Origin of the sequence: Paraburkholderia sp. RL17-347-BIC-D, assembly GCF_046027915.1 — a bacterium.
GTDB lineage: Bacteria > Pseudomonadota > Gammaproteobacteria > Burkholderiales > Burkholderiaceae > Paraburkholderia.
In genome coordinates, this window is sequence record NZ_JARESS010000006.1 from 208,130 (window position 1) to 232,633 (window position 24,504).

At 63.4% G+C, this 24,504-nt stretch carries 20 protein-coding genes; 8 read left to right on the forward strand and 12 right to left on the reverse strand.

Annotated features, from left to right (window positions below; all coding sequences use genetic code 11):
- Positions 1 to 142 precede the first annotated feature (142 nt).
- Positions 143 to 2,029: a potassium transporter Kup gene (locus P0D96_RS11200; protein WP_408175890.1), complete on the forward strand. Its 1,887-nt coding sequence runs from the start codon at positions 143 to 145 to the stop codon at positions 2,027 to 2,029.
- Between the two features lie 161 nt (positions 2,030 to 2,190).
- On the opposite strand, the gene P0D96_RS11205 is transcribed toward P0D96_RS11200, so the two are convergent.
- Both P0D96_RS11205 and P0D96_RS11210 read right to left on the reverse strand, forming a co-directional pair.
- Positions 2,191 to 4,539, reverse strand: a complete 2,349-nt coding sequence (locus P0D96_RS11205) for a Tex family protein (RefSeq protein ID WP_408282695.1) — start codon at positions 4,537 to 4,539, stop codon at positions 2,191 to 2,193.
- A 145-nt stretch (positions 4,540 to 4,684) separates the two neighbouring features.
- On the reverse strand, positions 4,685 to 5,047 hold the full coding sequence (locus tag P0D96_RS11210; RefSeq protein WP_408313477.1) for a hypothetical protein: 363 nt from the start codon (positions 5,045 to 5,047) through the stop codon (positions 4,685 to 4,687).
- On the opposite strand from P0D96_RS11210, the gene P0D96_RS11215 reads away from it, so the two are divergent.
- From P0D96_RS11215 to yoaA, 3 genes are all read left to right on the forward strand, one after another.
- The gene (locus tag P0D96_RS11215) at positions 4,944 to 5,834 is read left to right on the forward strand and encodes a hypothetical protein (protein WP_408313470.1); all 891 of its coding nucleotides are present in this window, start codon (positions 4,944 to 4,946) and stop codon (positions 5,832 to 5,834) included. The genes P0D96_RS11210 and P0D96_RS11215 overlap by 104 nt on opposite strands.
- A 126-nt stretch (positions 5,835 to 5,960) precedes the next feature.
- Positions 5,961 to 6,179, forward strand: coding sequence for a DUF465 domain-containing protein (locus tag P0D96_RS11220; protein ID WP_007181361.1), 219 nt, complete (start codon positions 5,961 to 5,963; stop codon positions 6,177 to 6,179).
- A gap of 64 nt (positions 6,180 to 6,243) precedes the next feature.
- The gene (yoaA, locus tag P0D96_RS11225; protein ID WP_408313419.1) at positions 6,244 to 8,508 is read left to right on the forward strand and encodes a DNA repair helicase YoaA; all 2,265 of its coding nucleotides are present in this window, start codon (positions 6,244 to 6,246) and stop codon (positions 8,506 to 8,508) included.
- 145 nt (positions 8,509 to 8,653) lie between these two features.
- Here yoaA and P0D96_RS11230 read toward each other — a convergent pair whose 3' ends face one another.
- Both P0D96_RS11230 and P0D96_RS11235 read right to left on the reverse strand, forming a co-directional pair.
- On the reverse strand, positions 8,654 to 8,929 hold the full coding sequence (locus P0D96_RS11230; protein WP_083772052.1) for a hypothetical protein: 276 nt from the start codon (positions 8,927 to 8,929) through the stop codon (positions 8,654 to 8,656).
- A gap of 232 nt (positions 8,930 to 9,161) precedes the next feature.
- A complete protein-coding gene (locus P0D96_RS11235; RefSeq protein WP_408313421.1) occupies positions 9,162 to 10,412 on the reverse strand; it encodes a JmjC domain-containing protein in 1,251 nt (416 codons plus the stop codon).
- A gap of 32 nt (positions 10,413 to 10,444) precedes the next feature.
- Between P0D96_RS11235 and P0D96_RS11240 the strand changes: the two genes are divergently transcribed.
- Complete coding sequence (locus tag P0D96_RS11240; protein WP_132373872.1) at positions 10,445 to 10,984, forward strand: FKBP-type peptidyl-prolyl cis-trans isomerase; 540 nt, start codon at positions 10,445 to 10,447, stop codon at positions 10,982 to 10,984.
- On the opposite strand, the gene P0D96_RS11245 is transcribed toward P0D96_RS11240, so the two are convergent.
- The 4 genes from P0D96_RS11245 to P0D96_RS11260 form a co-directional block, all read right to left on the reverse strand.
- Positions 10,964 to 12,322: a hypothetical protein gene (locus tag P0D96_RS11245; protein ID WP_408282685.1), complete on the reverse strand. Its 1,359-nt coding sequence runs from the start codon at positions 12,320 to 12,322 to the stop codon at positions 10,964 to 10,966. The genes P0D96_RS11240 and P0D96_RS11245 overlap by 21 nt on opposite strands.
- A complete protein-coding gene (gene mutS, locus P0D96_RS11250; RefSeq protein WP_408313423.1) occupies positions 12,309 to 14,996 on the reverse strand; it encodes a DNA mismatch repair protein MutS in 2,688 nt (895 codons plus the stop codon). Before mutS ends, P0D96_RS11245 begins: the two co-directional genes overlap by 14 nt.
- Before the next feature lie 171 nt (positions 14,997 to 15,167).
- Positions 15,168 to 16,466, reverse strand: coding sequence for a lysophospholipid transporter LplT (gene lplT, locus P0D96_RS11255; RefSeq protein WP_408175898.1), 1,299 nt, complete (start codon positions 16,464 to 16,466; stop codon positions 15,168 to 15,170).
- 210 nt (positions 16,467 to 16,676) lie between these two features.
- Entirely contained in the window at positions 16,677 to 17,480 is an 804-nt protein-coding gene (locus tag P0D96_RS11260; protein WP_408175900.1) for an inositol monophosphatase family protein, read from the reverse strand.
- Positions 17,481 to 17,846: 366 nt separating this feature from the next.
- On the opposite strand from P0D96_RS11260, the gene P0D96_RS11265 reads away from it, so the two are divergent.
- Both P0D96_RS11265 and cysE read left to right on the forward strand, forming a co-directional pair.
- Positions 17,847 to 18,686: an RNA methyltransferase gene (locus P0D96_RS11265; RefSeq protein WP_408313472.1), complete on the forward strand. Its 840-nt coding sequence runs from the start codon at positions 17,847 to 17,849 to the stop codon at positions 18,684 to 18,686.
- A gap of 203 nt (positions 18,687 to 18,889) precedes the next feature.
- A complete protein-coding gene (cysE, locus tag P0D96_RS11270; RefSeq protein WP_408175901.1) occupies positions 18,890 to 19,723 on the forward strand; it encodes a serine O-acetyltransferase in 834 nt (277 codons plus the stop codon).
- A 206-nt stretch (positions 19,724 to 19,929) separates the two neighbouring features.
- Here cysE and P0D96_RS11275 read toward each other — a convergent pair whose 3' ends face one another.
- The 4 genes from P0D96_RS11275 to P0D96_RS11290 form a co-directional block, all read right to left on the reverse strand.
- Positions 19,930 to 20,727: a UDP-2,3-diacylglucosamine diphosphatase gene (locus P0D96_RS11275; RefSeq protein WP_408313425.1), complete on the reverse strand. Its 798-nt coding sequence runs from the start codon at positions 20,725 to 20,727 to the stop codon at positions 19,930 to 19,932.
- A gap of 47 nt (positions 20,728 to 20,774) precedes the next feature.
- Complete coding sequence (locus tag P0D96_RS11280) at positions 20,775 to 21,269, reverse strand: peptidylprolyl isomerase (RefSeq protein WP_074764298.1); 495 nt, start codon at positions 21,267 to 21,269, stop codon at positions 20,775 to 20,777.
- A 151-nt stretch (positions 21,270 to 21,420) separates the two neighbouring features.
- Entirely contained in the window at positions 21,421 to 22,002 is a 582-nt protein-coding gene (locus P0D96_RS11285) for a peptidylprolyl isomerase (RefSeq protein WP_408282677.1), read from the reverse strand.
- Positions 22,003 to 22,052: 50 nt separating this feature from the next.
- A complete protein-coding gene (locus P0D96_RS11290) occupies positions 22,053 to 22,853 on the reverse strand; it encodes a tetratricopeptide repeat protein (RefSeq protein WP_408313426.1) in 801 nt (266 codons plus the stop codon).
- A 231-nt stretch (positions 22,854 to 23,084) separates the two neighbouring features.
- On the opposite strand from P0D96_RS11290, the gene cysS reads away from it, so the two are divergent.
- Entirely contained in the window at positions 23,085 to 24,482 is a 1,398-nt protein-coding gene (gene cysS, locus P0D96_RS11295) for a cysteine--tRNA ligase (protein ID WP_408313428.1), read from the forward strand.
- The last annotated feature ends 22 nt before the right edge of the window (positions 24,483 to 24,504 follow it).

The following is a 24,504-nucleotide window of genomic DNA, read 5'->3' on the forward strand; positions in this document are numbered from 1 at the left end:
TCGTGCAGCAGACGCGCTCATATCGCAGTGCTACACTGCGCGGACGATCACGTGGTGTATCCACAACAAGCCGGGCGGCGCCATGCTGGCAGTTTAGAATGGCGGTCGTTTTTCCGCTCAGGGAACGGATTTCCTCGCGTTTATGACAGATAACAATCACGTGCACAAACAGCCTCTGCCTTCCCTCGCTCTCGCTGCGATCGGAGTGGTGTTCGGCGATATCGGCACGAGCCCGTTGTACTCGCTGAAAGAAGCCTTTAGCCCGTCTCACGGCATTCCGCTGACCGATCAATCAATCCTGGGTGTGATCTCGCTGCTGTTCTGGGCGATCGTGATCGTGGTCGGTATCAAATATGTGTTGTTCGTGATGCGCGCGGACAACAACGGCGAGGGCGGTGTGCTCGCGTTGATGGCGCTGGCGCTGCGCTCGCTCGACGAGAAGTCGAAAATGGCCGGCTTGCTGGTGATGCTCGGCATCTTCGGCGCCTGTATGTTCTACGGCGACGCGGTGATCACGCCGGCCATTTCGGTGATCTCGGCGGTCGAGGGTCTGGAGATCGCAGCGCCCCATCTGTCGCATCTGGTGCTGCCGCTCACGATGGTGATCCTCGTGCTGCTGTTCTGGATTCAACGGCACGGCACGGCGATGGTCGGCCGTCTGTTCGGTCCGATCATGGTGCTGTGGTTCGCGGTGCTCGCGGTGCTCGGCCTGTGGCATATCCTGCAGTCGCCGAATGTGATCCGTGCGCTGAACCCGTATTACGCTTACACCTTCATGGCCGCGCACGTGCTGCAGGCCTACGTGGTGCTAGGCTCGGTCGTACTGGTGCTGACCGGCGCGGAAGCGCTGTACGCCGACATGGGCCACTTCGGTGCCAAGCCGATCCGCATGGCGTGGTATTTCCTCGTGATGCCTTCGCTGGTGCTGAACTACTTCGGCCAGGGCGCGCTGCTGATGCACGATCCGAAGGCCATCGAAAATCCGTTCTTCCTGCTCGCACCGGACTGGGCCTTGTTGCCGCTGGTCGTGCTCTCGACCGTCGCGACCGTGATCGCCTCGCAGGCCGTGATTTCCGGCGCCTATTCGCTGACGAGCCAGGCAATCCAGCTCGGCTATGTGCCACGCATGAAGATCCTGCACACATCGGAGCTGGCGATCGGCCAGATCTATGTGCCGGTGGTGAACTGGATGCTGCTGTTCATCATTCTATGCATCGTGATTGCCTTCAAGAGTTCGGACAATCTCGCGGCCGCATACGGTATCGCGGTGACCGCTACCATGGTGATCACCACGATTCTCGCCTGCGTCGTGATGGTGAACGTGTGGAACTGGAACAAGCTGCTGGTGGCGCTGATCATCGGCGTGTTCATGACGGTCGATCTAGGATTTTTCGGCGCCAACCTGCTGAAGGTCGAAGAAGGCGGGTGGTTGCCGCTCGGCATCGGCGCGTTGCTGTTCTTCCTGCTGATGACCTGGTTCAAGGGCCGCATGATCGTGAAGGAGCGCACGGCCGCCGACGGTATCCCGCTCATGCCGTTCCTGCAGGGATTGCTCGCGCATCCGCCACATCGCGTGTCGGGCACGGCGATCTATCTGACCGGCAGCGATTCGCTCGTGCCGGTGAGCCTGCTGCACAACCTGAAGCACAACAAGGTGCTGCACGAGCGCACCATCTTCCTGACCTTCGTGACGCGCGATATTCCGTACGTGAACGACTCGGAGCGTGTGACGGTCAAGGATATCGACGGCGGCCTGTATCTCGTCAAGGCGGCCTACGGTTTCAACGAAACGCCGGACGTGAAGGCGGTCCTGCTCGAAGTCGGCCGCACACGCGACATGACCTTCGAGATGATGGACACGTCGTTCTTCCTCGCGCGCGAAACGGTGGTGCCGACGCAACTGCCGGGCATGTCGGTGTGGCGCGAACGTGTGTTCGCATGGATGCATCAGAATGCCGCGAAGCCGACGGACTTCTTTAGTATTCCGGCTAATCGGGTGGTGGAGTTGGGGACGAAGATCGAGATCTGACGGCTGCCGCTGATTTTCAAGCGCCCCCATGCAGGGCGCAAACAAAAAAGCCCACGCGAATGCGTGGGCTTTTTGTTTGGAGCTTGATCGATCGAGCAATGCGCGCGCTCAACAAGCTCAACCAGCGCGTGAGCGAATCACGCGCCCTAAAAGCAGCAAACTTACTTCTGCTTGAGCTTGGCGAACGCAGCCGCCATTGCGCCGCCCGCTTCCGGCTCGCGCGAGCGCTGTTGCTGCGCGCCGCGTCCACCGCCGCCTGAGCGGCCCGCGCCGCCGCGATCCTGCTGGGCGCCGCCACCGCTGCGCGCCGTTGCCGCGCCGACCTCGTCATCCATCCGCATCGTCAAGGCAATACGCTGACGCTTCACGTCGACTTCCAGCACCTTCACCTTGACGATCTGGCCGGCCTTGACGACTTCATGCGGGTCCTTGATGAACTTCGTCGACATGGCCGACACGTGCACCAGACCGTCCTGATGTACGCCGATATCGATGAACGCGCCGAACGCCGCCACGTTCGTCACGACGCCTTCGAGCACCATGCCCGGCGTCAGATCGCTGACCTTCTCGACGCCTTCGCGGAAGGTCGCGGTCTTGAACTCGGGACGCGGATCGCGGCCCGGCTTTTCGAGTTCGAGCAGAATGTCGCGCACGGTCGGCAGGCCGAAACGATCGTCGACGAATTCCACGGGCGACAGACCGCGCAATGCCTCGCGATTGCCCAGTACTTCACCGACATGCTTGCTGATCTTCGCCAGCATGCGTTCGACGACCGGATACGCTTCCGGGTGAACCGACGAGCGGTCGAGCGGATTCTCGCCGTTATTGATGCGCAGGAACCCGGCTGCCTGTTCGAAGGTCTTGTCGCCCAGACGCGGCACCTTGCGCAGATGCTCGCGCGACGGGAACGGACCGTTCGCATCGCGATAGTCGACGATGTTGCGCGCCAGCGTGGCGTTCAAACCCGAGACGCGGGCGAGCAGGGCGACGGAGGCCGTATTCGCGTCCACGCCGACCGCGTTCACGCAGTCTTCGACCACCGCATCGAGCGAACGGGCCAGTTCGCGCTGATTCACGTCGTGCTGATACTGGCCGACGCCGATCGCCTTCGGCTCGATCTTCACCAACTCGGCGAGCGGGTCCTGCAGACGGCGCGCAATCGACACCGCGCCGCGCAGCGACACGTCCATGTCGGGGAATTCCTTCGCCGCGAGTTCGGAGGCCGAGTACACCGACGCGCCGGCTTCGGACACGACAATTTTCTGCAGCTTGAATTCCGGATGACGCGCGATCAGTTCGCTCGCGAGCTTGTCCGTTTCGCGCGACGCCGTGCCGTTGCCGATGCTGATCAGTTCAGCCTGCGTCTGCGCGCAGATGCGCGCGAGTTTCGCGATCGAGCCGTCCCAGTCGCGGCGCGGCTCGTGCGGATAGATCACGTCGGTGGCGAGCACCTTGCCGGTCCGATCGACCACCGCGACTTTCACACCGGTGCGCATGCCCGGATCGAGGCCGATCACGGCCTTCGGCCCGGCCGGCGCGGCGAGCAGCAAGTCTTTCAGATTGCGCGCGAACACACGGATCGCTTCATGCTCGGCTTCGTCGCGCAGATTGGTCAGCAGCTCGTTTTCGATGTGCGGCTGCACCTTCACGCGCCAGCACCAGCGGCACACGTCGGAAAGCCATTTGTCGGCCGGACGATTCTGGTTGGCGATGCCGAAGTGGCGCGCAATCAGCGCTTCGCCCGGATGCGGCACCTGCGCGTCGAGTTCTTCGCCGAGGCCCAGCTTGACCATCAGCACGCCCGCGTTGCGGCCGCGGAACAGCGCCAGCGCGCGATGCGACGGCACGGTGCGGATGGTTTCCGCGTAGTCGTAGTAATCGCGGAATTTTTCTTCCTCGGCGTTTTCCTTGCCTTCCACCACTTTCGACGACACCACGCCCTGGTTGAACAGGTAATCGCGCAGCTTGCCCAGCAACTCGGCCGTTTCGCCGAACTGTTCCGAGAGAATGTCGCGCGCGCCGTCGAGCGCGGCCTTCACGTCGGCGACGCCTTTCTCGGCGTCCACGTAGGCGGCGGCTTCGGTTTGCGGGTCGAGCAGGGGATTGGCCAGCAGCGCGTCTGCAAGCGGCTGCAGGCCGGCTTCGCGGGCGATCTGCGCGCGCGTGCGGCGCTTCGGCTTGTACGGGAGATACAGGTCTTCCAGCACCTGTTTGCTGTCGGCGCCTTCGATCGCGGCGCGCAGCTCGTCGGTGAGCTTGCCCTGTTCGTCGATGCTGGCGATGATCGCGGCGCGCCGGTCTTCCAGCTCGCGCAGATACAGCAGGCGTTCCTCGAGGTTGCGCAGTTGCGTGTCGTCGAGATTGTCGGTCACTTCCTTACGGTAGCGGGCGATGAACGGAACAGTCGCTCCTTCGTCGAGAAGTTGCACCGCGGCCGCGACCTGGCGCGGCTGGACGGACAGTTCGGCGGCGATGCGCTGTACGATCTTGAGTGCTACGGTTTCCGTCATAAGGTCTTGGTGTTCCTGCGGACTCAGTTCGGGGGCCGCGCGCTGACGCTACGTGAGGGCACGTGGGGCACGTCGGGACAGGCCGGGCGTACGCGCTGCGACCAGGTTGCTGGAGCGGGGCATTTTGCCATAAATGCAAAAGGGCTCAACCGCAGGGTGATAGAATTTCGGGCATGTTCCGTTGACCCTCTACGACGTTGCCGATCTCCTTGTCCCTCAACCGCCTGGGCTCCCGCTTGGTCTCTCGCCTGTCACAATTGCCGCCGTTTTTGTCGCCGGGTTTGTCTCGTTCGCCGCGCACCTCGCTCGTGTCGGCGCCGCGCTCCGTGTTCAGGTCCACGTTCCTCTCCAATGGGATGTTTTTCGCGTCGTGCGCGTCGTGTGTGCTGGCCGCCGCGCTGGCCATGTCCGCGCCGGCCGTGGCGCAATCCGTGACGCCGGCGAGCAGCAGCGCCGCGCGGCCCGCAGGCGCCTTGGCGCCGGCCGCCGCATCGGGCGAACAGGCCATGAGCGCGACGAAGGCGCAGGGCGCCACGAACGCCGAGGGCACGGACAACGCCGGCAACGCGGCAGCGCCGGAAAGCGATTTCGACGCACGGCAAAAAGTTCTGGATCAGCGCACCGAGGAGAACAACTACCGCTACGGCATTGCGGAACACGACTGCTATAGCAAGTTCTTCGTCAACTATTGCCTGAACAAGGCGCGCGACAGCATGCGCTCGGTGCAGGCCGACATTCGCAAGGAACAGCTCGCGCTCGACGGCGAACAGCGCACGCAGCGCGCCCGTGTGCGTGACGAGCAGGCCGCGATCAAGCGCGCGCAGGACGAAGCGAGCGCGCCGCAGCGTGCCGCCGACGACGCGCGCAACGCCCAGGCTTACGAAGACAAGCAGCGTCAGCATCAGCTCGATCAGGCGCAGCGCGCCGCCGAAGCGCCGCAGCGCAGCGCGAATGCGCAGGCCTATCAGGAGAAGCAGCGTCAGCATGCGCTGGATCAGGCGCAGCGCGGCATCAGCCCGTCGCAGGCTGCCGCCAACCAGCAGGCGTACGATCAGAAGCAGGGCGACTTCCAGCGCAAGCTCGACGAGGCGCGTGCGCAAGGCGCGCAGAAGGCGCAGGAGCGCGTGCAGAAGCAGCAGAGCTTCGAGAAGAAGCAGGCGGACGCGGCGCAGCACAAGGCGGACGTGGAGGCGCGTCAGAAACAGGCGGCCGAGAAAGCCGAGCAGAAGCGTCAGGACGCGTTGAAACAGCAGCAACAGGAAGAGCAGCAAAAGCAGCAGCAACAACAGCAGTAAGCGTGCTGAAGGGGCCCTGAGCGTGCGTGACAGGGCCGTAGCCGCCGTAATGCGTTTTAAGCCGGACAGCAACCTCAGGTAGCGGGCTGCACACGTAGCCCGCACCATCGACGAGAGGAGGCGAGCATGCGGGATCAACATCACGTCATCAACGCGGACACACTGCGCGACCGCATTCTGCAACTGGAATCGGAGCATAGTGGGCTCGATCGGTTGATCGACCGAATGTCGGATGAGCCCGGCATCGACGACTTCGAGTTGCAGCGCCTGAAAAAGCGCAAACTCAAAGTCAAGGACACCATCATCTTGCTGCAGTTGCAGCTCGAACCGGACGCACGCGCCTGAGTTCGCGGCCTGGCAGGCGCCGGGCGCGCGCCGCGCGAGCCGGACTTTGCAGGAAACGCTTGCCTTGAATTCACCGCTTGAAACTTCATCCCGTGCCACGCCGGGCGATGACGCATCAGGAGCCGCTACACCGGCGCCGCGTCCCGCCGCGTCCGCACTGAGCGCGTCGCTGAATCCGCGCCGCGTCGTCGAACTGGACGAGATCTTCGCTGAGAACGGTTTGCTGGCCCGTCAGATCGACGGGTATCGCTCGCGCGCGTCGCAGATCGAAATGTCGCGCGCCGTCGCCGCCGCCATGGAAGCGTCGGGCCGCGCAATGCCCGAGCCGGCCATGTTCGAGGCGCAGAAGCGTCCGGCGCGGCGTCTGCAGGGGGTAGGCACCGGCGCCACCGCCGAAGCCGCTGAGGGCGCGGAATCGGGCGGCCTCGACGGCAGCGAAAACACGCTGATCGTCGAAGCCGGTACGGGCACTGGCAAGACCTATGCGTATCTGGTGCCGGCCATGCTGTGGGGTGGCAAGGTGATCGTCTCCACCGGCACGAAGCATCTGCAGGATCAGCTCTTTCAGCGCGACATTCCGACCGTGCGCGATGCGCTCGCAGTGCCGGTGTCGGTCGCCATGCTCAAGGGGCGTGCGAATTACCTGTGCCACTACTATTTGCAGCGCACCGCGGATAACGGCCGTCTGCCGTCGCGCCAGGAAACCTCGTATCTGCAGGATATCGTGCGCTTCGCGAAGATCACGCGCACCGGCGACAAGGCCGAACTGGCGAGCGTGCCTGAAACGGCCGCGGTGTGGTCGATGGTCACGTCCACACGTGAAAACTGTCTCGGCCAGGAGTGTCCGCATTACAAGGACTGCTTTGTAATGCAGGCGCGCCGCGAGGCGCAGCAGGCGGATATCGTGGTGGTGAATCACCACCTGTTTTTCGCCGATATCATGCTGCGCGATACGGGCATGGCTGAGTTGCTGCCCACCGCCAACACCATCATCTTCGACGAAGCGCATCAGCTGCCCGAGACAGCCACGCTGTTCTTCGGCGAGACGCTTTCGACCACGCAGTTTCTCGAGCTCGCTCGCGATTCGGTGGCCGAAGGTTTAGGGCATGCGCGTGAAACGGTCGACTGGGTCAAGCTCGGCGCGACGCTCGAGCGCGCCGCGCGCGATGTGCGGCTTGCCTTCAAGGAAGACACGGTGCGCTTGTCGATCGGCCAGTTGCCTGACGATCACCCGTTATTCCCCGCGCTCGAAACGCTCGAAACCGAACTCGATGCATTGGCGTCCGCGCTGGCGGGTCAGGCCGAGCGAGCGGAATCGATCGGCGCATGTTTGCGCCGCGCACGCGAACTGCAAGGCGTGCTTGCCGGCTGGACCACGCCGCCCACGCAGACCGAGCGCGAAGCCGCTGACGCCGCCTCTGCGGACGGCAAAACCGAGCGCGCCGACCCGAACGAAAAGGTGCGCTGGATCGAAGTCTTCTCGCATACCGTGCAGTTGCACGAAACGCCGTTGTCGGTCGCGCCGATCTTCGCGAAGCAGCGCGCCGGCGTGCCGCGCGCATGGATCTTCACGTCGGCCACGCTGTCGGTGCGCGGCGATTTCACGCACTACGCCGCGCAGATGGGCCTGAACGCGAAACGTTCGATGACGCTGCCCAGTCCCTTCGACTATCCGACGCAGGGGCTGCTGTACGTGCCGCGCAATTTGCCGCAGCCGTCCTCGCCGATGTTCACCGACGCAGTGTTCGACGCCGCGTTGCCGGCGATCGAAGCATCGGGTGGCGGCGTCTTCATGTTGTGCACGACACTGCGCGCGGTGGACCGCATCTCGGCCAAGCTGCGCGATACGATCGAAGCGCGCGGCTGGGACTATCCGCTGCTCGTGCAAGGCGATGCGAGCCGCACCGAGTTGCTGGAGCGCTTCCGTTCCTATGGCAATGCGATTCTGGTGGGCAGCCAGAGCTTCTGGGAAGGCGTGGACGTGCGCGGCGACGCATTGTCGCTGGTGGTGATCGACAAGCTGCCGTTTGCGCCGCCCGACGATCCGGTGCTGTCGGCGCGACTCGATGCGCTGACCAAGAAAGGCTTGAGCCCATTCGCCGTGCATCAGTTGCCGCAGGCCGTGATCACGCTGAAGCAGGGCGCAGGCCGTCTGATTCGCGCTGAGACCGATCGCGGCGTGCTGATGATCTGCGATACACGTCTCGTCGACAAACCGTATGGGCGCCGTATCTGGCAGAGCCTGCCGCCATTCAAACGCACCCGTGAGATCGAGGTCGTGCGCGAGTTCTTCGAAGAGAACGCCGCGCCGGTGCAACAGGCTGATTAGAAGCAATCAACGCCGCTGTAAAAAGCGGCGCCTAAATGACAAAACGCCACGAATGTGAATCCGTGGCGTTTTGCTTTACTGCACGGGAAATCGCGATGATTTCCCGATGCAGTTTTCGCCCAGAGGCGAAACCCTATGCGACAGCTTACTGGCTTGCGCCCGAAGCCGGAGCAGCAGCCGAAGCGGCAGCGTCCGAAGCAGCAGCGCCTGCGTCCGAAGCAGCGGTCGTAGCCGAAGCAGCAGCGTCGCTCGCAGCAGCAGCAGCACCCGAAGCAGCAGCAGCCGAATCCGAAGCTGCGGCAGCCGGTGCCGAAGCAGCAGCTGCGTCGCTAGCCGGGGCAGCGGCTTGGTCGTTGCTCTTGTTGCATGCAGCCAGTGCCACAGCTGCCAACAGGGATGCTACGAGGAGGGATTTCTTCATGATCACGTCCTTTTATGGTTTAAAGGTAAGCAACAGCGCAAAATAAAACCGGTAATGTGCTCCAACACCGACCTGGGCCGCTGGTGGAGAAGCTCTTTTGACGAGCTCGAATCTTCCCTACGGCTTGGGCGGAAATTATATGCACTTTCGTACTGACAATCCATAAATCCGGGGTCAATACGTTGTCTTTCTCATACAAAATTTCACTGTACGGTATAGCAGGCAGGCAGAGTTACGCAAGCTCGCCCACTTGTATCCAGCCCGCACAATACCACTCGTGTAGCCGTGCTGTCACCGACGAATCGTCTGAGAGTGTTACAAAGCGTTTCGCACTCATGCACCGGTGATTTGCGAGGTCAAACAACCACTTTTTTGCGCCATTAAATGACGTTTCCTCTCCATTTACGAAGAAAAAACGGCGGTTGTACAACAAATTAGTCTTGCGGTCCAGCCGAATACCTGACTTCGATGCCTGACTGATGAAACGGGCTTCATTAAGCGGCCTTTGCGGCGGATCAAAGACGACACTCGGCTTGGGTTCGCTGAGATACGTGCCAAGGAACGACGCAATATCCTGCTCATTCCATTTGACGCCAGCAAGGATTGCGCCAACCCTATCGACCAACGCCGCGGGCAGCTCGGCCGGATGCTCGACAGCAGGTTGCTGCGGATCTCGATAAAGCGCGTCTGGCTGGCCCGCCGACTCGCCGCGCTCCGCCAGATGATAGAGGAACTGCGCGGTCAATTCGCCCGCGGAAGGCGCGCGAAAACCGATCGAGCAAGTCATGCATTCGCCTTCGGCGATACCGTCGTGCGCGATGTGCGGCGGCAGGTACAGCATGTCGCCCGGTTCGAGCAGCCATTCCTCTTCGGGCTGGAAATTCTGTAAAACTTTCAAAGGCAAATCGGCTTGCAGTGTCAGATCTTTCTGCGCACTGATACGCCAACGGCGCTTGCCTTTTACTTGCAAAAGAAACACATCGTAGGAATCGAAGTGCGGCCCTACGCCGCCGCCGTCGCTTGCATACGAGATCATGAGATCGTCGAGACGCGCGTCCGGCACGAAGCGGAAACGGTCCAGCAAAGCCCGCGCGCGATCGTCGTAGAGATCCACGCCTTGCACGAGGAGCGTCCATGCGCGTTGCTTCACCGACGGCAGTTCGTCAGATGCGAATGGCCCGTGCTCCATCTGCCATTTATTGCGGAAATGCGTGATCAGGCGTGCTTCGACTTCGTCCTGATCGGCCAGTTCGAAAAATTCGTCGCGCGACAATGGCGACTCAACGTTCGGGATCGCCTGGCGAATCAGCAGCGGTTTTTTTTGCCAGTAGCGGCGCATGAATTGCGACGGCGTCAGATTGCCGAGCAGTGGTGTCGGCGTGTCTGGCGAAGGCGGGAGAACCGGAACAGCCGGCTTTGAAGCCGGCGACAAATTCCGTGCCGAAGCTACGTCGGCCGGGTGGTCAGTGGGCCGCTTGGGCATCGTATAATGTGAGTTGTATTCTGGAGAATCGAATGAAAATCGCAAAGAACACCGTCGTGTCGGTCGCTTACAAGCTGTCGGATGCGCAGGGCAATCTGATTGAAGAAAGCGACGAGCCGATGGTCTATCTGCACGGCGGCTATGATGGCACGTTCCCCAAGATCGAGGAAGAGCTCGACGGCCACGAGGCCGGCTTCGAGACTCAGATCCAGCTCGAGCCGCAAGACGCGTTCGGTGAGTACGACCCTGATCTGGTGAAGATCGAGCCGCGCAATCGCTTCCCGGAACCGCTCGAAGTCGGCATGCAATTCGAAGGCACGCCGGAAGAAGGCGACGAGGATCTCGATTCGCTCGTCTACGTGGTGACCGATGTCGCGGAAGACAAAGTCGTGCTCGACGGCAACCATCCGCTCGCCGGCATGGCACTGCGTTTCGCGCTGACGGTGAAAGACGTGCGCCCGGCTACCGAAGACGAAATCCAGCACGAACACGCGCATGGCGCCGACGGCCTCGAAGTTCTCGACGAAGACGAGGACGACGAAGAAGACAAGTCAGGGCCCACGCTGCACTGAGCTTGCAGGCATGCCGGGCAGGCTTGAAGAAGCGCCCGGCGTGTGCGGCTGTGAGGCCGGCGCGGGCGGCGTCGAGGTAGCCGGCCCGTAGCCGCCGCCGCCCTGATCCGCCGGTATGCGCGGCTGCTGATCCAGTTGCGACTCCCCGGGCGTCTGCAACAGTGGCGGCAATTCCGACGCGGGTCCGAGCGCCGGTACAGCCGGCATCGAGGCGGGCGGTTCATCGTGCGGCAGCACGGGCTGCGCGGTGGGCATCGGCATTTGCTTCGGCACATCGCGCACGCTTACCCGGAACGGCGGTTTTCTGCCGAGATCCGCATCCACCTGAATCCACTGATTAAGACGATCATGCGGCGCGAGCGCGACACGCGTGAGATTCGTCACCAGCATCCCTTTGTCATTGCGTAGCGGCTGATCGATCACGAAGCCGGCGCTCGCACGCTCGTCGTCGCAATGGATCACCAGCACGGGTCCGCGGAAAATCTGCGCGAGCTTCACAAGGCTGCGTTTGAATTCCAGAAAACCATCGCGGCGCGTGTTACGCGCAAAACGTAGCCATGCAAAACGGTCAGGCCGTTCGTAGCGCTCAGGGTCCGGGTCGCCTTGAATGAACACGACAATCGCGCGCGCGTCGCGGCGTTTCGCATATTCTCCCGCGTGTTCCAGCCAGAACGCATTGGCGATCACGCGGTCTTCGAATTCGCCGTTGCGTCCGCCCGCGGTCAGGTAATGATTGTTCGGACTCGGTGCGTTCAGGCCGACGAACACGGTATCGCCCAGTTGCCAGCGCACGTTCTCGCGATATGGACGAAAGCGCGAGACTTCGCTTTCACGCGTCAACGCGATCGGGTTCTGACCCATCGAGGTGGCGTCGGCGAAGAGCGTCTGACGCAACTGATCGAGCCGCTCGATCGGATCGAAGCCGCCGGCTTCGGCCGTGCCGCAATCGGCCCAGTCATGCTGGCCGGGAATGAAGAAGAGGGCGGGTCGTGACGTTTCGAGGAGCGCGTGGCGACGCTCGTAAAGCGCATCGCGGCAGGCTTCTTTCGCGCCCTTCAGATTGCCGTCGTAGACGATGAACGACATGTCGCGCTCGCGGCTGATCGCTTCGATCAGCCGTTGCGTGGGCGCTTCGTCGGCGGCGCTTTGCATCGTGTTGGCGATGACCGCGAAGGTGTAGCGCGGCGTATCGGCGTAGGCCGCCGGCGCGAAACCTGACAGGCCCGCGAACAGTCCTGCGAGCGGCACGCCGCCGCCCGAGAGCGTGAGGGCGAGGGTCAGCGCCGCGCGAAGTTTGCGCGGACGCTGCGAGGGCCTGTGTGCGTCAATGATCCGCATCTGGCGCGGCGGCCAGCTCGTGCAGTTCGTACAGCAGATCGAGTGCTTCGCGCGGCCGCAAATCGTTCGGATCGATGCCGCGCAGACGCTCGACGAGCGCCTGCATAGCTGGCGATGCCGCCGGCTCCGCCTTGGCATCGTCGCGTTCGTCGTCGGCGTCTTCGAGCAGCATCGGCATGGGTGCGGCGAACAGATCGAGTTGCGGCGCGGGTTGCGCGGCTGACTGCTGTTCGAGATGCGCCAGATGCTTGCGCGCCGCGCGAATCACCGCGTTCGGCACGCCGGCGAGTTGCGCGACCTGCAGGCCGTAGCTCTGATTCGCCGGACCTTCGTTGACCGCGTGCAGGAACACGATGCCGTGCCCGTGTTCCACCGCCGACAAATGCACGTTGGCCGCCTGCGGAAATTCCGCCGGCAACTGCGTCAGTTCAAAGTAGTGCGTGGCAAACAGCGTATGGCAGCCGTTGTGCGCGAGCAGATGCCGCGCGATAGCCCACGCCAGCGCGAGCCCGTCGAACGTGGACGTGCCGCGGCCGATCTCGTCCATCAGCACGAGACTTTGCGGCGTGGCGTCGTTCAGGATCGCGGCGGCTTCGGTCATCTCGACCATGAAGGTCGAGCGGCCGCCAGCGAGGTCGTCTGCAGCGCCGATGCGCGTGAAGATGCGATCGATTGGCCCGAATGCGGCGCGCCGCGCGGGCACGTAGCTGCCCACATACGCGAGCAGCGCGATCAGTGCGGTCTGCCGCATGAAGGTCGATTTACCGCCCATGTTCGGGCCGGTGATCAGCAGCAGTTTGCGCTCGGGCGTGAGCGCGCAGTCGTTGGCGATGAACTGCTCGACCTGCGCCTCGACAACCGGATGCCGTCCTTGTTCGATTTCGATGCCGGCGTCCGCCGAGAACGTGGGCGCGACCCAATCGAGCGCGCGTGCGCGCTCGCCGAAGGCGGCCAGCAGATCGAGTTCGGCGAGCGCCGAGGCGACCCGCTGGCAATCCGGGATGAACGGCAGCAGCGCCTGAAGCAGCGCGTCGTACAGCGAGCGTTCGCGGGCGAGCGCGCGTTCCTGCGCGGACAGCGCTTTGTCCTCGAACGTTTTCAGTTCCGGCGTGATGTAGCGTTCGGCGTTCTTCAGCGTCTGACGGCGGCGATAGTCGTCGGGCACTTTGTCGGTCTGACCGCGCGTGACTTCGATATAGAAGCCGTGCACCTTGTTGTACTCGACGCGCAGATTGCCGATGCCCGTGCGCGCGCGCTCGCGCGTTTCGAGGTCGATCAGGAACTGCCCGCAGTTCTCCGAAATATCCCGCAGCTCGTCCAGTTCCGTGTCGTAGCCGCGCGCGATCACGCCGCCGTCGCGCACCATCGCCGACGGTTCCTGCGCAACCGCGCGCTTGAGCAGTTCGACACAGGCTTGCGGCGGTTCCAGCGAAGCGTCGATGCGCGCCAGCGAATCCGCATTCGACGCAACGGCCGCGAGTTGCGTGCGCAACTCGGGCAACGCAATGAAGGTATCGCGTAGGCTCGACAGATCGCGAGGCCGTGCCGACAGCAGCGCGAGACGCCCGGTAATCCGCTCGATGTCTGAGATCTGCCGCAACGCGCCGCGCAATGAGTCGACGCTCGTGCCCGGCGGCGCGTCGAGCAATGCGCCGATCGCCTGCTGACGCGCCTGCGCCACCGCCGATTCGCGCGGCGGATGATGCAGCCAGTGACGCAGCAGACGGCTGCCCATGGTCGTGCAGCAAGTGTCGAGCAGCGAACACAGCGTGGGCGATTCGGTGCCGCGCAGTGTTTCCGTGAGTTCGAGGTTGCGGCGCGTGGCGGGGTCGAGGCCGATATATTCGGATTCGTATTCGACCTTCAGGCTGCGCACGTGACGCAATTGCTGGCCTTGCGTGGCGGCGGCATACAGCAGCAGCGCGCCGGCCGCGCCACATGCGCAAGTCAGCGAATGCGCGCCGAAGCCGTCGAGGCCCGCCACTTCCAGTTGATCGCACAAGCGCTGCGTGCCCGAGGTGACGTCGAAGTGCCAGACCGGCACGCGGGTGAGGGCGCCCGCATTGACCGGCGGCGTCCAGCTTGCCGAGTCGCTGGGCGTGTCGGACACCAGAATTTCCGCGGGACGAATGCGCTCGAGCGCGGCCGCCACCTGGTCGGGCGCGACTTCGGCGAGGCGCAGCGCGCCGCTCGCCAGATTCAGCCATGCAAGACCGACGCTGGTCGCGACGCCGCGGCGGTTATGCGCCACGCACATGGCCATCAGGTAGACATCGCTCTTGTCGGACAGCAGCGCGGCGTCCGTGAGCGTGCCCGGCGTGACCACGCGCACCACTTTGCGCTCGACCGGGCCCTTCGACGTAGCCGGGTCGCCGATCTGTTCGCAAATCGCGACGGATTCGCCGAGCTTCACCAGCTTCGCCAGATATTGTTCGACCGCATGATGCGGCACGCCCGCCATCTTGATCGGATTGCCCGCCGACGCGCCACGCTGCGTGAGTGTCAGATCGAGCAGACGTGCGGCTTTTTCCGCGTCTTCGAAAAAGAGTTCGTAGAAGTCGCCCATCCGGTAGAACACCAGCGTGCCCGGATGATCCGCTTTAATGCGCAGGTATTGCTGCATCATCGGCGTGTGTTGTGCGACGTCGTTGGCCGCTGCGGTTTGAATGCCCATCCTCGGTATCTTCTTGCGTTAGCTGTTCAGGGCGTGAGTTTAACCTGCCGGCGCGGCGAGCGGACCCTGGCCGGACGGCCAATCTGAACCGCCAATCCACATTGCAGCCCTACGCCGCGGCGACACATCTCGCACGAGCCGCGCCGCGCCCGCTTCACCTGCATGAAGGCGTCATTCTTCCGCCATCGCCCGCATATCCACCGTGCGTTCATTCACCGCGCTACGCCGCTTGGCCAGCCACATCATGAAAGTGATGAAGGTGCCGAACACGACGATGATCCACTGCGCCGGCATCTTCGCCGTGAGCAGCAGCGCGTAGGCGCCGAGCATCAGCAGCACGGCGAGATTCTGGTTGAAATTCTGCACCGCGATCGAATGTCCCGCGGACAGCAGCGTCGCGCCGCGATGCTGAAGAATCGCGTTCATCGGCACGATGAAAAACCCCGAGAGCGCGCCGAGCAGGATCATCAGCGGATAGGCGAGCAGAATGTAGAACGGCAGCACGTACGTGCCGATGCGAATACCCGCGCCCGGCGGGAACAGATCCTTGTTGTAGAACGCCATGGCGATCGCCACCGCGCCGGTCAGAATGCCGACCGGCAACACGCGCAGCGATTTGCGCAACGGAATCAGCGCGGCCGCGGCCGCGGCGCCCACCGCGATGCCGAGACCCGTGACGCCTTGCATGACCGCCGCCTTCGAGAGCGACAGCCCGAGGTTCACGTTGGCCCATTTGAGCACCAGCAATTGCAGCGTGACCGCGCCGCCCCACATCAGCGTGGTTACCCACAGCGCGATCTGCGCGAGTTTGTCGGCCCACAGCACGTTGAAGCAATGATAGAAATCGCCGATCAGTTTCTTCGGTTCGCTCAGGCGATTCTCATAACGCGCGCCGGTGTCGGGAATGAAGATGTTGATCGCGGCGGCGATCGCATACGTCACCATCGTCGCGAACATGGCGAGATCGGCGGAGGAGCGGATCAGCGGCAGATGCGCATGCGCGACGAATTTATCCGCGAAGGTGCTGATCAGCGCGCCGCCCACCATCGTGCCGACGATGGTCGACAGCACGGTGGCCGATTCGAGCCACGCGTTCGCCTTGACGAGTTTTTCCGCCGGCAGCAGTTCAGTGAGGATGCCGTACTTGGCCGGCGAATACGCGGCCGCGCCGAAGCCGACCACGCCGTAGGCAATCATCGGATGAACGCCCGCGATCATCATCAGGCAGCCGCTCGCCTTCAACGCGTTGGAGATGAACATGACGTGACGCTTTTGCATCGAGTCGGCAAATGCGCCGACGAACGGCGCGAGCAGCACATACGAAACGGTAAAGAAAATCTGCAGTAGCGGTGTGACCCAGGCGGCCGAGCGAATCACGGAGAGCAGCGCGATGGCCGCGATCAACAGTGCATTGTCCGCAAGCGACGAAATAAACTGCGCCGCGATGATTGTGTAGAAGCCTTTTTTCATGAAGCGGGTCGGAAGCTGCGCGCAAGTCAGGCGCAAAGCAGGGCGCAGCAAAAACGCGCAAAACGCAGCCAGCAATGGAGTGCGCCGGCGCGGCCTTCCGCTTTGTAGCACGAACGCCCGCTGCATGCAGGCGCGCCAACGAAAAAGCGGCCGAAGCCGCTCGTTCATATTCCGTTTGCCGGTGCTGACCCGGCGTCACGCGGGCAAGGCTTACGCCGGTTGCTGACGCGTGCGGCTGTAGCGCGACAGGATCGGGATCATCTGAGCGTAGACCTTCGGGTTGCCCGCGACGATTTCGCCGACGTGCAGGAAATCCGAATCGCCCGTGTAGTTGCCGACGAGGCCACCGGCTTCGGTGATGAGCAGGCTGCCCGCGGCGACGTCCCACGCATTCAGGCCTTGCTCGAAGAAGCCGTCCATGCGGCCGGCGGCGACGTTCGCCAGATCGAGCGCGGCGGCGCCCGGACGGCGCAGGCCGGCGCAGGCTTCGGTCATTTCAGCGAACTGGCGGCCGTACGCTTCGAGGCCGTCCTTTTCGCGGAACGGGAAGCCGGTGCCGATCAGGCCGTCGGCCAGACGGTCGCGCTTGGCCACGCGGATGCGGCGGTCGTTGAGGAATGCGCCACGGCCGCGCGAGGCGGTGAACAGGTCGTTGCGGGTCGGATCGTAGACCACGGCTTGCGTCACGATGCCCTTATGAGCCAGCGCGATCGACACGCAGTAGTACGGAAAACCGTGGATGAAATTGGTGGTGCCGTCGAGCGGATCGATGATCCACTGATATTCGGATTCGTCATCCGACTTGCCGGATTCTTCGGCGAGGATCGCGTGATCGGGGTAGGCGGTCTTGAGCGTGTCGATGATCGCCGCTTCAGACGCTTTGTCGACCTCCGTGACGAAATCGTTGTGCTGTTTCTTGCTGACCTGGACGAGATCGAGGTCGAGCGACGCGCGGGTGATGATCTGTGAAGCGCGGCGCGCGGCCTTCACGGCGATATTGAGCATGGGATGCATGAGACTGGATCCTTGTGCCGGGGCAGCACGGCTGCTGGCCGGTAAATGAGCGCTAACCTGCGCTAATTGGGCGCCCTCGAGAAAGGCGCGGAAACAGCACGGAACGCTCGCCCGGTACAGGACCGGTGCGCATTCCGCCGACGGAGACGAATTGGATAAGAACGAGGCGCTCATGCCAAGCCGGACGGCGAAGCTGGACGCGAATCTAGGTATTTTACCTGAGTCCGGGCGCCGCGGCAGCGTTCTCGGGACGGGCGGGTCATCTCCCCGGGTTTTACGCGGCATTGGCAAGCGCGTTCGCATGCAAATCGGACTGGCTGTGGCGTTGGCGCTACCATACGCGTCTTTAGCATGCAGAATTCCATCGTGGACCACACCCACCATTCTTCCGATCCTGACGTGGCCGAACTGCGTGGGGGCTTCACCTCGACGCGCTTCGTGCTCGTCGAGCCGAGCCATCCGGGCAACGTCGGCGCCGCGGCGCGCGCGCTGAAAACCATGGGGTTCTCGCGGCTCGTGCTGGTGTCGCCACGCGTGCCGCACGTGCAGAGCGATCCGGAAGCCATTGCCATGGCAAGCGGCGCCGACGACGTGCTGGCCTCCGCGCACGTCGTGCCGACGCTCGCCGACGCCCTGAACGGCGTGCACTGGTCGATCGCGCTGACCGCCCGGCTGCGCGAATACGGGCCGCCGCAATGGACGCCGCGCGCCGCGGCCGGCGTCGCGCGCGAGCAGGCGGTGCATGGCGAGATCGCGCTGGTGTTCGGCAACGAGCGCACGGGTTTGTCGAACGATGACGTCGAGCGATGCAGCGCGCTGGCGCATATTCCTGCCAATCCCGCTTATAGCTCGCTCAATCTCGCGCAGGCCGTGCAGGTGTTGGCGTATGAGTTGCGCACGATGTATCTGTCGGCCGATAGCGCGCCCACGGCGGCTCAAGTGGCTGCGGCTCGGGCGGCTGCGGGGCAGGGCGAGCCGGCAGGCGCACGCGCCGCGAGCGACGAAATCGAAAGCATGTTCACGCATCTGGAAAGCGCGCTTGTCGCGCTCGAATTTCTCGATCCCGCCAATCCGAAGAAGCTGATGTCGCGTCTGCGGCGTCTCTTTGCACGCTCGGGTCTCGAGCGCGAGGAAGTGAATATCGTGCGCGGCATCGCCAAGCACATTCTGTTGAAGACCAAGTCCAAGGACGGCGACGCGTCCTGAGCGCCGCATGCCGTTCCTGAATGCTTTTCCGATAGCCGGCGACGACCCCGCCGGCAGCGTGGACTTCCGGCAGGTTTTCCGCAATCCCCCTACAATCCTCAAAACGTTCTAAGCAAAGCTGCCGCCGTGCTATCCGGCAAGCCGTGCCGTGGCGCGCGCCAGGTCGCGCGAGCGGCCCTTTCTCCCACAACACAGTCCCTGCCATGTTCACGAGACTTCGCGAAGACATCGCCACGATCCGCGAGCGCGACCCCGCCGCCCGCAGCGCCTGGGAAGTCCTCACGTGTTATCCGGGCCTGCACGCGCTCGTACTGCACCGGCTCGCGCATGCATGCTGGCGGGCTAAACGCCGCTGGTTCGCGCGATTCATCTCGCAGATGGCGCGGTTCATGACGGGCATCGAAATCCATCCGGGCGCGACGCTCGGGCGGCGCGTGTTCATCGATCACGGCATGGGCGTGGTGATCGGCGAGACCGCGCAGATCGGCGACGACTGCACGATCTATCAGGGCGTCACGCTCGGCGGCACGTCGCTCACGCGTGGCGCGAAACGGCATCCGACGCTCGAGCGCGGCGTGATCGTGGGCGCGGGTGCGAAGGTGCTCGGCGGTTTTACGATCGGCGCGGACGCGAAGATCGGATCGAACGCGGTGGTGACGAAGCCCGTGCCCGCGCGTGGCACGGCGGTGGGTAATCCGGCGCGGATCATCGTGCCGGCGGCGGCCGCAGTGGTTTCAGAGGCGGCGAATGCGGGTTCCAACGGCGCGGCGCGCGACGTCAAACGCTCCGCCGGAAGCAGCGGCTTCTGCGCATACGGCATTACGCCGAACGCGGACGATCCGGTGTCGCTGGCGATCCATGGCCTGATCGATCACGCCGCCACCCAGGCGAAACGCATCGACGAAATCGTCGACGCACTGGAGCGGCTGGGTACGAGTCTCGAAGGACTGCAAGGCGCGGATGCGGCGTTGCTCGATCTACGGCGGTTGTCGGCCGCGATTGCAGGGAAGGTGGAAGGGGCGGCGGCGGAGCGTTGACGTCTGCTTGCAGACGACGATGCCGCCGTTCACGCTGGCGGCCGGCGCTAACGGCAATGCGGCATGCGACGCGGAGACACGGCCGTATCGACGCTGGCATGCGCTGCGACAGTCGCTCTGCGATCAATCATTACGATCGCATTCAACCAACGAAAGCGCTGACATGCGGGGAGCCAGCGGCGCTGCAATCACCCGCACCACCACCTTCAACCTAATGGCAACGCCCGAATCCCTTCAGCATCGATACGCAAATACCCGCCACGGCGCTCGCCGTGGTCGAGATCCCAATCCGGCAAAACCCAGCGCGTGCCGCCCGGCTCGCGATGCCGCGCCGGCCGGTGCGTGTGCCCATGAATGATGGTCGCCGTTTTCGACGACTTGAATAACGCGGCCACGGCCGCCGCCGTCACGTCGTACTTCGGCGAAACCGGCCGCGAGCGGCCTTGGTCGCTTTTCGCGCGCATGTTCTCGGCGAGTTTCTGACGCCAGCGTAACGGCCACGCGAGAAACAGCATCTGCGCGAAACGGTTGCGCGCAAAATGCCGGAACAATTGATAGCCGCGATCCGCGGTGCACAAGCCATCGCCATGCGCGAGCGCGATACGCGTGCCGAACGCGGTGATCACGAACGGATCGGGCAGCCAGATCGCGCCGGCCGCTTTCATGAAGCGCTTGCCCAGCAGAAAATCGCGGTTGCCGTGCATGATGTAGAGCGCGATGCCGCGCTCGGACAGCGTATGCAACAGCGCCGCCATGCGCGCGACGAACGGCTCGACGAGCATGTCGTCGCCGATCCAGTACTCGAACAGGTCGCCGAGTATGAAAACCGAATCGGCCTGCTCGGCCGTGAAGCGGATGAAATGCTCGAACGCGGCGACCGTATGCGGAATCGCCTCGCTCAGATGAATATCGGAGAGGAGAAAAAACGGGCGTGCGGCGTGCGGGCGTTTGCCCTCGCCAGGCACGCCCGCGGCGACGCTTCGCAGCGGCGTTTCTTGCAGCATTGAAGGTGCCTGATGTCAGTTCGAACGAGTCGACGCTTCGTTCACGTTCAGTCGACGATCACAGCCTTTTCGATCACCACGTCGTCCGCCGGCACGTCCTGATGGAAGCCCTTCGAACCCGTCTTGACCTTCTTGATCTTCTCGACGATGTCCAAGCCTTCGACGACCTTGCCGAACACGGCGTAGCCCCAGCCCTGCGGCGTCGGCGACGAATGGTTCAGGAAGTCGTTGTCGTTCACGTTGATGAAGAATTGTGCCGTGGCCGAATGCGGGTCGTTCGTGCGAGCCATGGCGACCGAGCCGTTCACGTTCTTCAGACCGTTGTTCGCTTCGTTGGTGATCGGCTCGGCCGTCGGCTTCTGCTTCATGCCGGGTTCGAAGCCGCCGCCCTGGATCATGAAGCCGTCGATCACGCGGTGGAACACCGTGTTGTCGTAGTGGCCGGCCTTCACGTAGTTGAGGAAGTTCTCAACCGACTTCGGCGCCTTTTCAGCGTCCAGTTCGAGTTTGATGACGCCGTGGTTCGTATGCAGTTCAACCATGATGGAATCCTTTGATGAACAGGGTGGGTAAAAGGCGCGGCGAGTCGTCATGAACTGACGCCGGGCCGCGCCGGGGCGTGGATTGAGCGCTGATGCTTTTCTCGTGGGCGCGGTGTCTTGCGCGCGCTTTCAGTGCTCGCCTTTGCTTCAATTACTTGCCGACGACCGTGGCCGACTCGATCACGACCGGCTTTTGCGGCACGTCGCTCATCGGGCCGCGCGAGGTAGTGGGCGTGCCTTCGATCTTCTTCACGACGTCCATGCCGCTCGTGACCTTGCCGAACACCGCATAGCCGTTGCCGTCCGGATTCGGATAGTCGAGGCCGGCATTGTCCACCGTATTGATGAAGAACTGCGCGGTGGCCGAATTCGGATCGCTGGTGCGCGCCATGGCGAGCGTGCCCGTCATGTTCTTCAGACCGTTACGGCTTTCGAGCGCAATCGGCGCGCGCGTCGGCTTCTCCGCGAAGCTCTGCGTATAGCCGCCGCCCTGAATCATGAAGCCGCGAATCACGCGATGGAAAATCGTGCCGCTGTACTGGCCGGACTTCACGTAGTCGAGGAAGTTGGCGACCGTCTTCGGCGCTTTCTCAGGATACAACTCGACGCGGATGTCGCCTTCCGATGTCTTGAAGAGGACGGACGGATGCGCGGCTTGCGAACCGGACTGGGCAAATGCGGGAGCGTTTGCGATCAGGGCGGCGCTGCCGAGCGCCAACATCAACCATTTCATGAAGATCCTCAGGGTTGGAAAAAACGTATTGCGCGAGAGCGTAATGGGCTTTACTTCGACGGCGCCATGTACGGCGGCATGGCGAGCGAGCCGTTCGCGCCGCCGTACTGGAAGCTCGGCGTCTGCGTCATGTTCGAGGTGGCGCGAGCGGTGTAGTCGTCTTCCGGGACGGCGGACTGCTTCGGCTGGGCCGGGGTCTTGACCGGCGAGATGACTTTCTGAATGTCCGCGAGGCGCTGCGTGGTGGTGGGGCTCACCTTGCCGAGGCTCTGTGCGCGGCGATAGGCCTCGTTGGCCATGCGCAGATACAGGTCGCCGAGATTCTCGTACGCGAGGCTGTAGCCCGGGTTGACCTTGGTTGCCGTTTCCAGCGCGGCGCGCGCTTCGGCATAATGGCCTTGCTTCGCATAAAGCGCGGCGAGGTTGTTATAGGGCTCGGGCAACTCGGGGTACGTCTGCGTGAGTTCGGTGAACGCGGCGATGGCTTCGTCGTCGCGATTCAGATGGGCGAGCACCGTGCCGCGCTTGAACTTTGCTTGCGCGTCGCGTGGATTCGAGGCGATGCGCGCGTCGAGCTGGGTCAGCGAGGCCGCCCAGTTTTTCTGCGCGATCGACGCGTCGATTTCCGGCGTGTTGTCACGCACGGCGGGGCCCTGCGGCCGCGTGGCGGCTTTCTGCGCGAAGGCGGCCGAGGCGGGCACGGCGGCAAGGGCGACAGCCAGGGTGACGCGCAACGTGAGGGCACGCGTGGCGCCGAGAGCGTCGCCGCCGCTCATGCCGCGCGCGACGCCACCGAAGGCCGCCGCGGCGAGGGTCGCAGCGCTGCGCGCGCGGCCGCTTGAAGGTTTCATAGGCTCAGGTCTGGATGTTATACTCCGACCCATTCTAACAAAAGGTCTGCGCGTTCCGTCGAACCGCAAACTGTCTTTTCGCCACTCGTGGTCGTCTCCGCCTTGATCGCAGCCTGACCGCCGCACCAGGTGCACCGGTTTTGCTGTATGCGACGCACCCGCCATTTGTTCGCGGGGCGCGGCGCGCATGAAACACATTGCGGATTTCTTTCGGCCCACGCACCGTTCTCTATGGAATCACTGCGCATCTACAACACGCTCGCGCGTGACAAGCAAACTTTCGTGCCGCGGCAAGAAGGCGTCGTGCGGATGTACGTCTGCGGGATGACCGTGTACGACTATTGTCACGTCGGTCATGCGCGGGTGATGGTCGTGTTCGACATCGTGCAGCGCTGGTTGCGCACGCTCGGCTACGACGTGACCTACGTGCGCAATATCACGGATATTGATGACAAGATCATCCGGCGCGCAGTGGAGAACGGCGAAACGATCAAAGCGCTGACCGATCGCTTCATCAAGGCGCTGCATGAAGACGCGGACGCGCTCGGCATTCAGCGGCCCGACATCGAACCGCGCGCCACGGATTTCATTCCGCAGATGCTTGGCATGATCGAGCAGCTCGAAGCGAACGGCTACGCCTATCAGGCGAGTGACGGCGACGTGAACTATGCGGTGCGCAAGTTCGCGAACTACGGCAAGCTCTCGGGCAAGTCGCTCGAAGATCTGCGCGCGGGCGAACGCGTCGCGGCGAACGACGCGAAGCAGGATCCGCTCGACTTCGTGCTGTGGAAGCAGGCCAAGCCGGAAGAGCCCGCCGACACCGGCTGGGATTCGAAATATGGGCGCGGCCGTCCTGGCTGGCATATCGAATGCTCGGCGATGGGCTGCACGTTGCTCGGCGAACATTTCGACATTCACGGCGGCGGACAGGACCTGCAGTTTCCGCACCATGAAAACGAAATAGCGCAAAGTGAAGCCGCTACCGGTCAAACGTTCGTCAATTTCTGGATGCACAACGGCTACGTACAGATCGACAATGAGAAGATGTCGAAGTCGTTGAACAACTTCTTTACGATCCGCGAAGTATTGGCGCAGTACGATGCCGAGGTCGTGCGTTTCTTCATCGCACGCGCGCATTACCGCTCGCCGTTGAATTACAGCGACGTGCATATCGACGACGCCCGCAACGCCCTCGCGCGTTTGTACACCGCGCTGAAGGACGTCACGCCGGACGACGCCGAGCTCGACTGGAACGAAGCGCATGCGCAGCGTTTCCAGGCAGCAATGAACGACGACTTCAACACACCGGTTGCAGTGTCGGTGTTGTTCGAGTTGGCAACAGAAGCGAACCGCACGCGCGACCCCGCGCTGGCCCGTCAATTGCGCTCGCTGGGCGCGGTGATTGGACTGCTCGGCCGCGAGCCGCGTGCGTACCTGCAGCAGGCAGCGGGGGCAGCAGCCGAAGGCGCGCTCGAGCCCGCCGCGATCGAAGCAAAGATCGCGGCGCGCGTGGCCGCCAAGCAGGCGAAGGACTATGCGGCAGCAGACCGGATCCGGGCCGAATTGCTCGAGGCCGGCGTTGCACTTGAAGACAAACCCGGCGGGTTGACCGAGTGGCGGCGCGTGTGAGCGCACCTCGACTTACCCTTTG

Excerpts from the sequence above, each read along its gene's own strand:
- P0D96_RS11200 (WP_408175890.1), top strand. The coding sequence starts at position 143 with ATGACAGATAACAATCACGTGCACAAACAGCCTCTGCCTTCCCTCGCT.
- P0D96_RS11205 (WP_408282695.1), bottom strand. The coding sequence starts at position 4,539 with ATGACGGAAACCGTAGCACTCAAGATCGTACAGCGCATCGCCGCCGAA.
- P0D96_RS11215 (WP_408313470.1), top strand. The coding sequence starts at position 4,944 with ATGTCCGCGCCGGCCGTGGCGCAATCCGTGACGCCGGCGAGCAGCAGC.
- P0D96_RS11210 (WP_408313477.1), bottom strand. The coding sequence starts at position 5,047 with ATGGCCTGTTCGCCCGATGCGGCGGCCGGCGCCAAGGCGCCTGCGGGC.
- P0D96_RS11220 (WP_007181361.1), top strand. The coding sequence starts at position 5,961 with ATGCGGGATCAACATCACGTCATCAACGCGGACACACTGCGCGACCGC.
- P0D96_RS11230 (WP_083772052.1), bottom strand. The coding sequence starts at position 8,929 with ATGAAGAAATCCCTCCTCGTAGCATCCCTGTTGGCAGCTGTGGCACTG.
- P0D96_RS11235 (WP_408313421.1), bottom strand. The coding sequence starts at position 10,412 with ATGCCCAAGCGGCCCACTGACCACCCGGCCGACGTAGCTTCGGCACGG.
- P0D96_RS11240 (WP_132373872.1), top strand. The coding sequence starts at position 10,445 with ATGAAAATCGCAAAGAACACCGTCGTGTCGGTCGCTTACAAGCTGTCG.
- P0D96_RS11245 (WP_408282685.1), bottom strand. The coding sequence starts at position 12,322 with ATGCGGATCATTGACGCACACAGGCCCTCGCAGCGTCCGCGCAAACTT.
- mutS (WP_408313423.1), bottom strand. The coding sequence starts at position 14,996 with ATGGGCATTCAAACCGCAGCGGCCAACGACGTCGCACAACACACGCCG.
- lplT (WP_408175898.1), bottom strand. The coding sequence starts at position 16,466 with ATGAAAAAAGGCTTCTACACAATCATCGCGGCGCAGTTTATTTCGTCG.
- P0D96_RS11260 (WP_408175900.1), bottom strand. The coding sequence starts at position 17,480 with ATGCATCCCATGCTCAATATCGCCGTGAAGGCCGCGCGCCGCGCTTCA.
- cysE (WP_408175901.1), top strand. The coding sequence starts at position 18,890 with ATGTTCACGAGACTTCGCGAAGACATCGCCACGATCCGCGAGCGCGAC.
- P0D96_RS11275 (WP_408313425.1), bottom strand. The coding sequence starts at position 20,727 with ATGCTGCAAGAAACGCCGCTGCGAAGCGTCGCCGCGGGCGTGCCTGGC.
- P0D96_RS11280 (WP_074764298.1), bottom strand. The coding sequence starts at position 21,269 with ATGGTTGAACTGCATACGAACCACGGCGTCATCAAACTCGAACTGGAC.
- P0D96_RS11285 (WP_408282677.1), bottom strand. The coding sequence starts at position 22,002 with ATGAAATGGTTGATGTTGGCGCTCGGCAGCGCCGCCCTGATCGCAAAC.
- P0D96_RS11290 (WP_408313426.1), bottom strand. The coding sequence starts at position 22,853 with ATGAAACCTTCAAGCGGCCGCGCGCGCAGCGCTGCGACCCTCGCCGCG.
- cysS (WP_408313428.1), top strand. The coding sequence starts at position 23,085 with ATGGAATCACTGCGCATCTACAACACGCTCGCGCGTGACAAGCAAACT.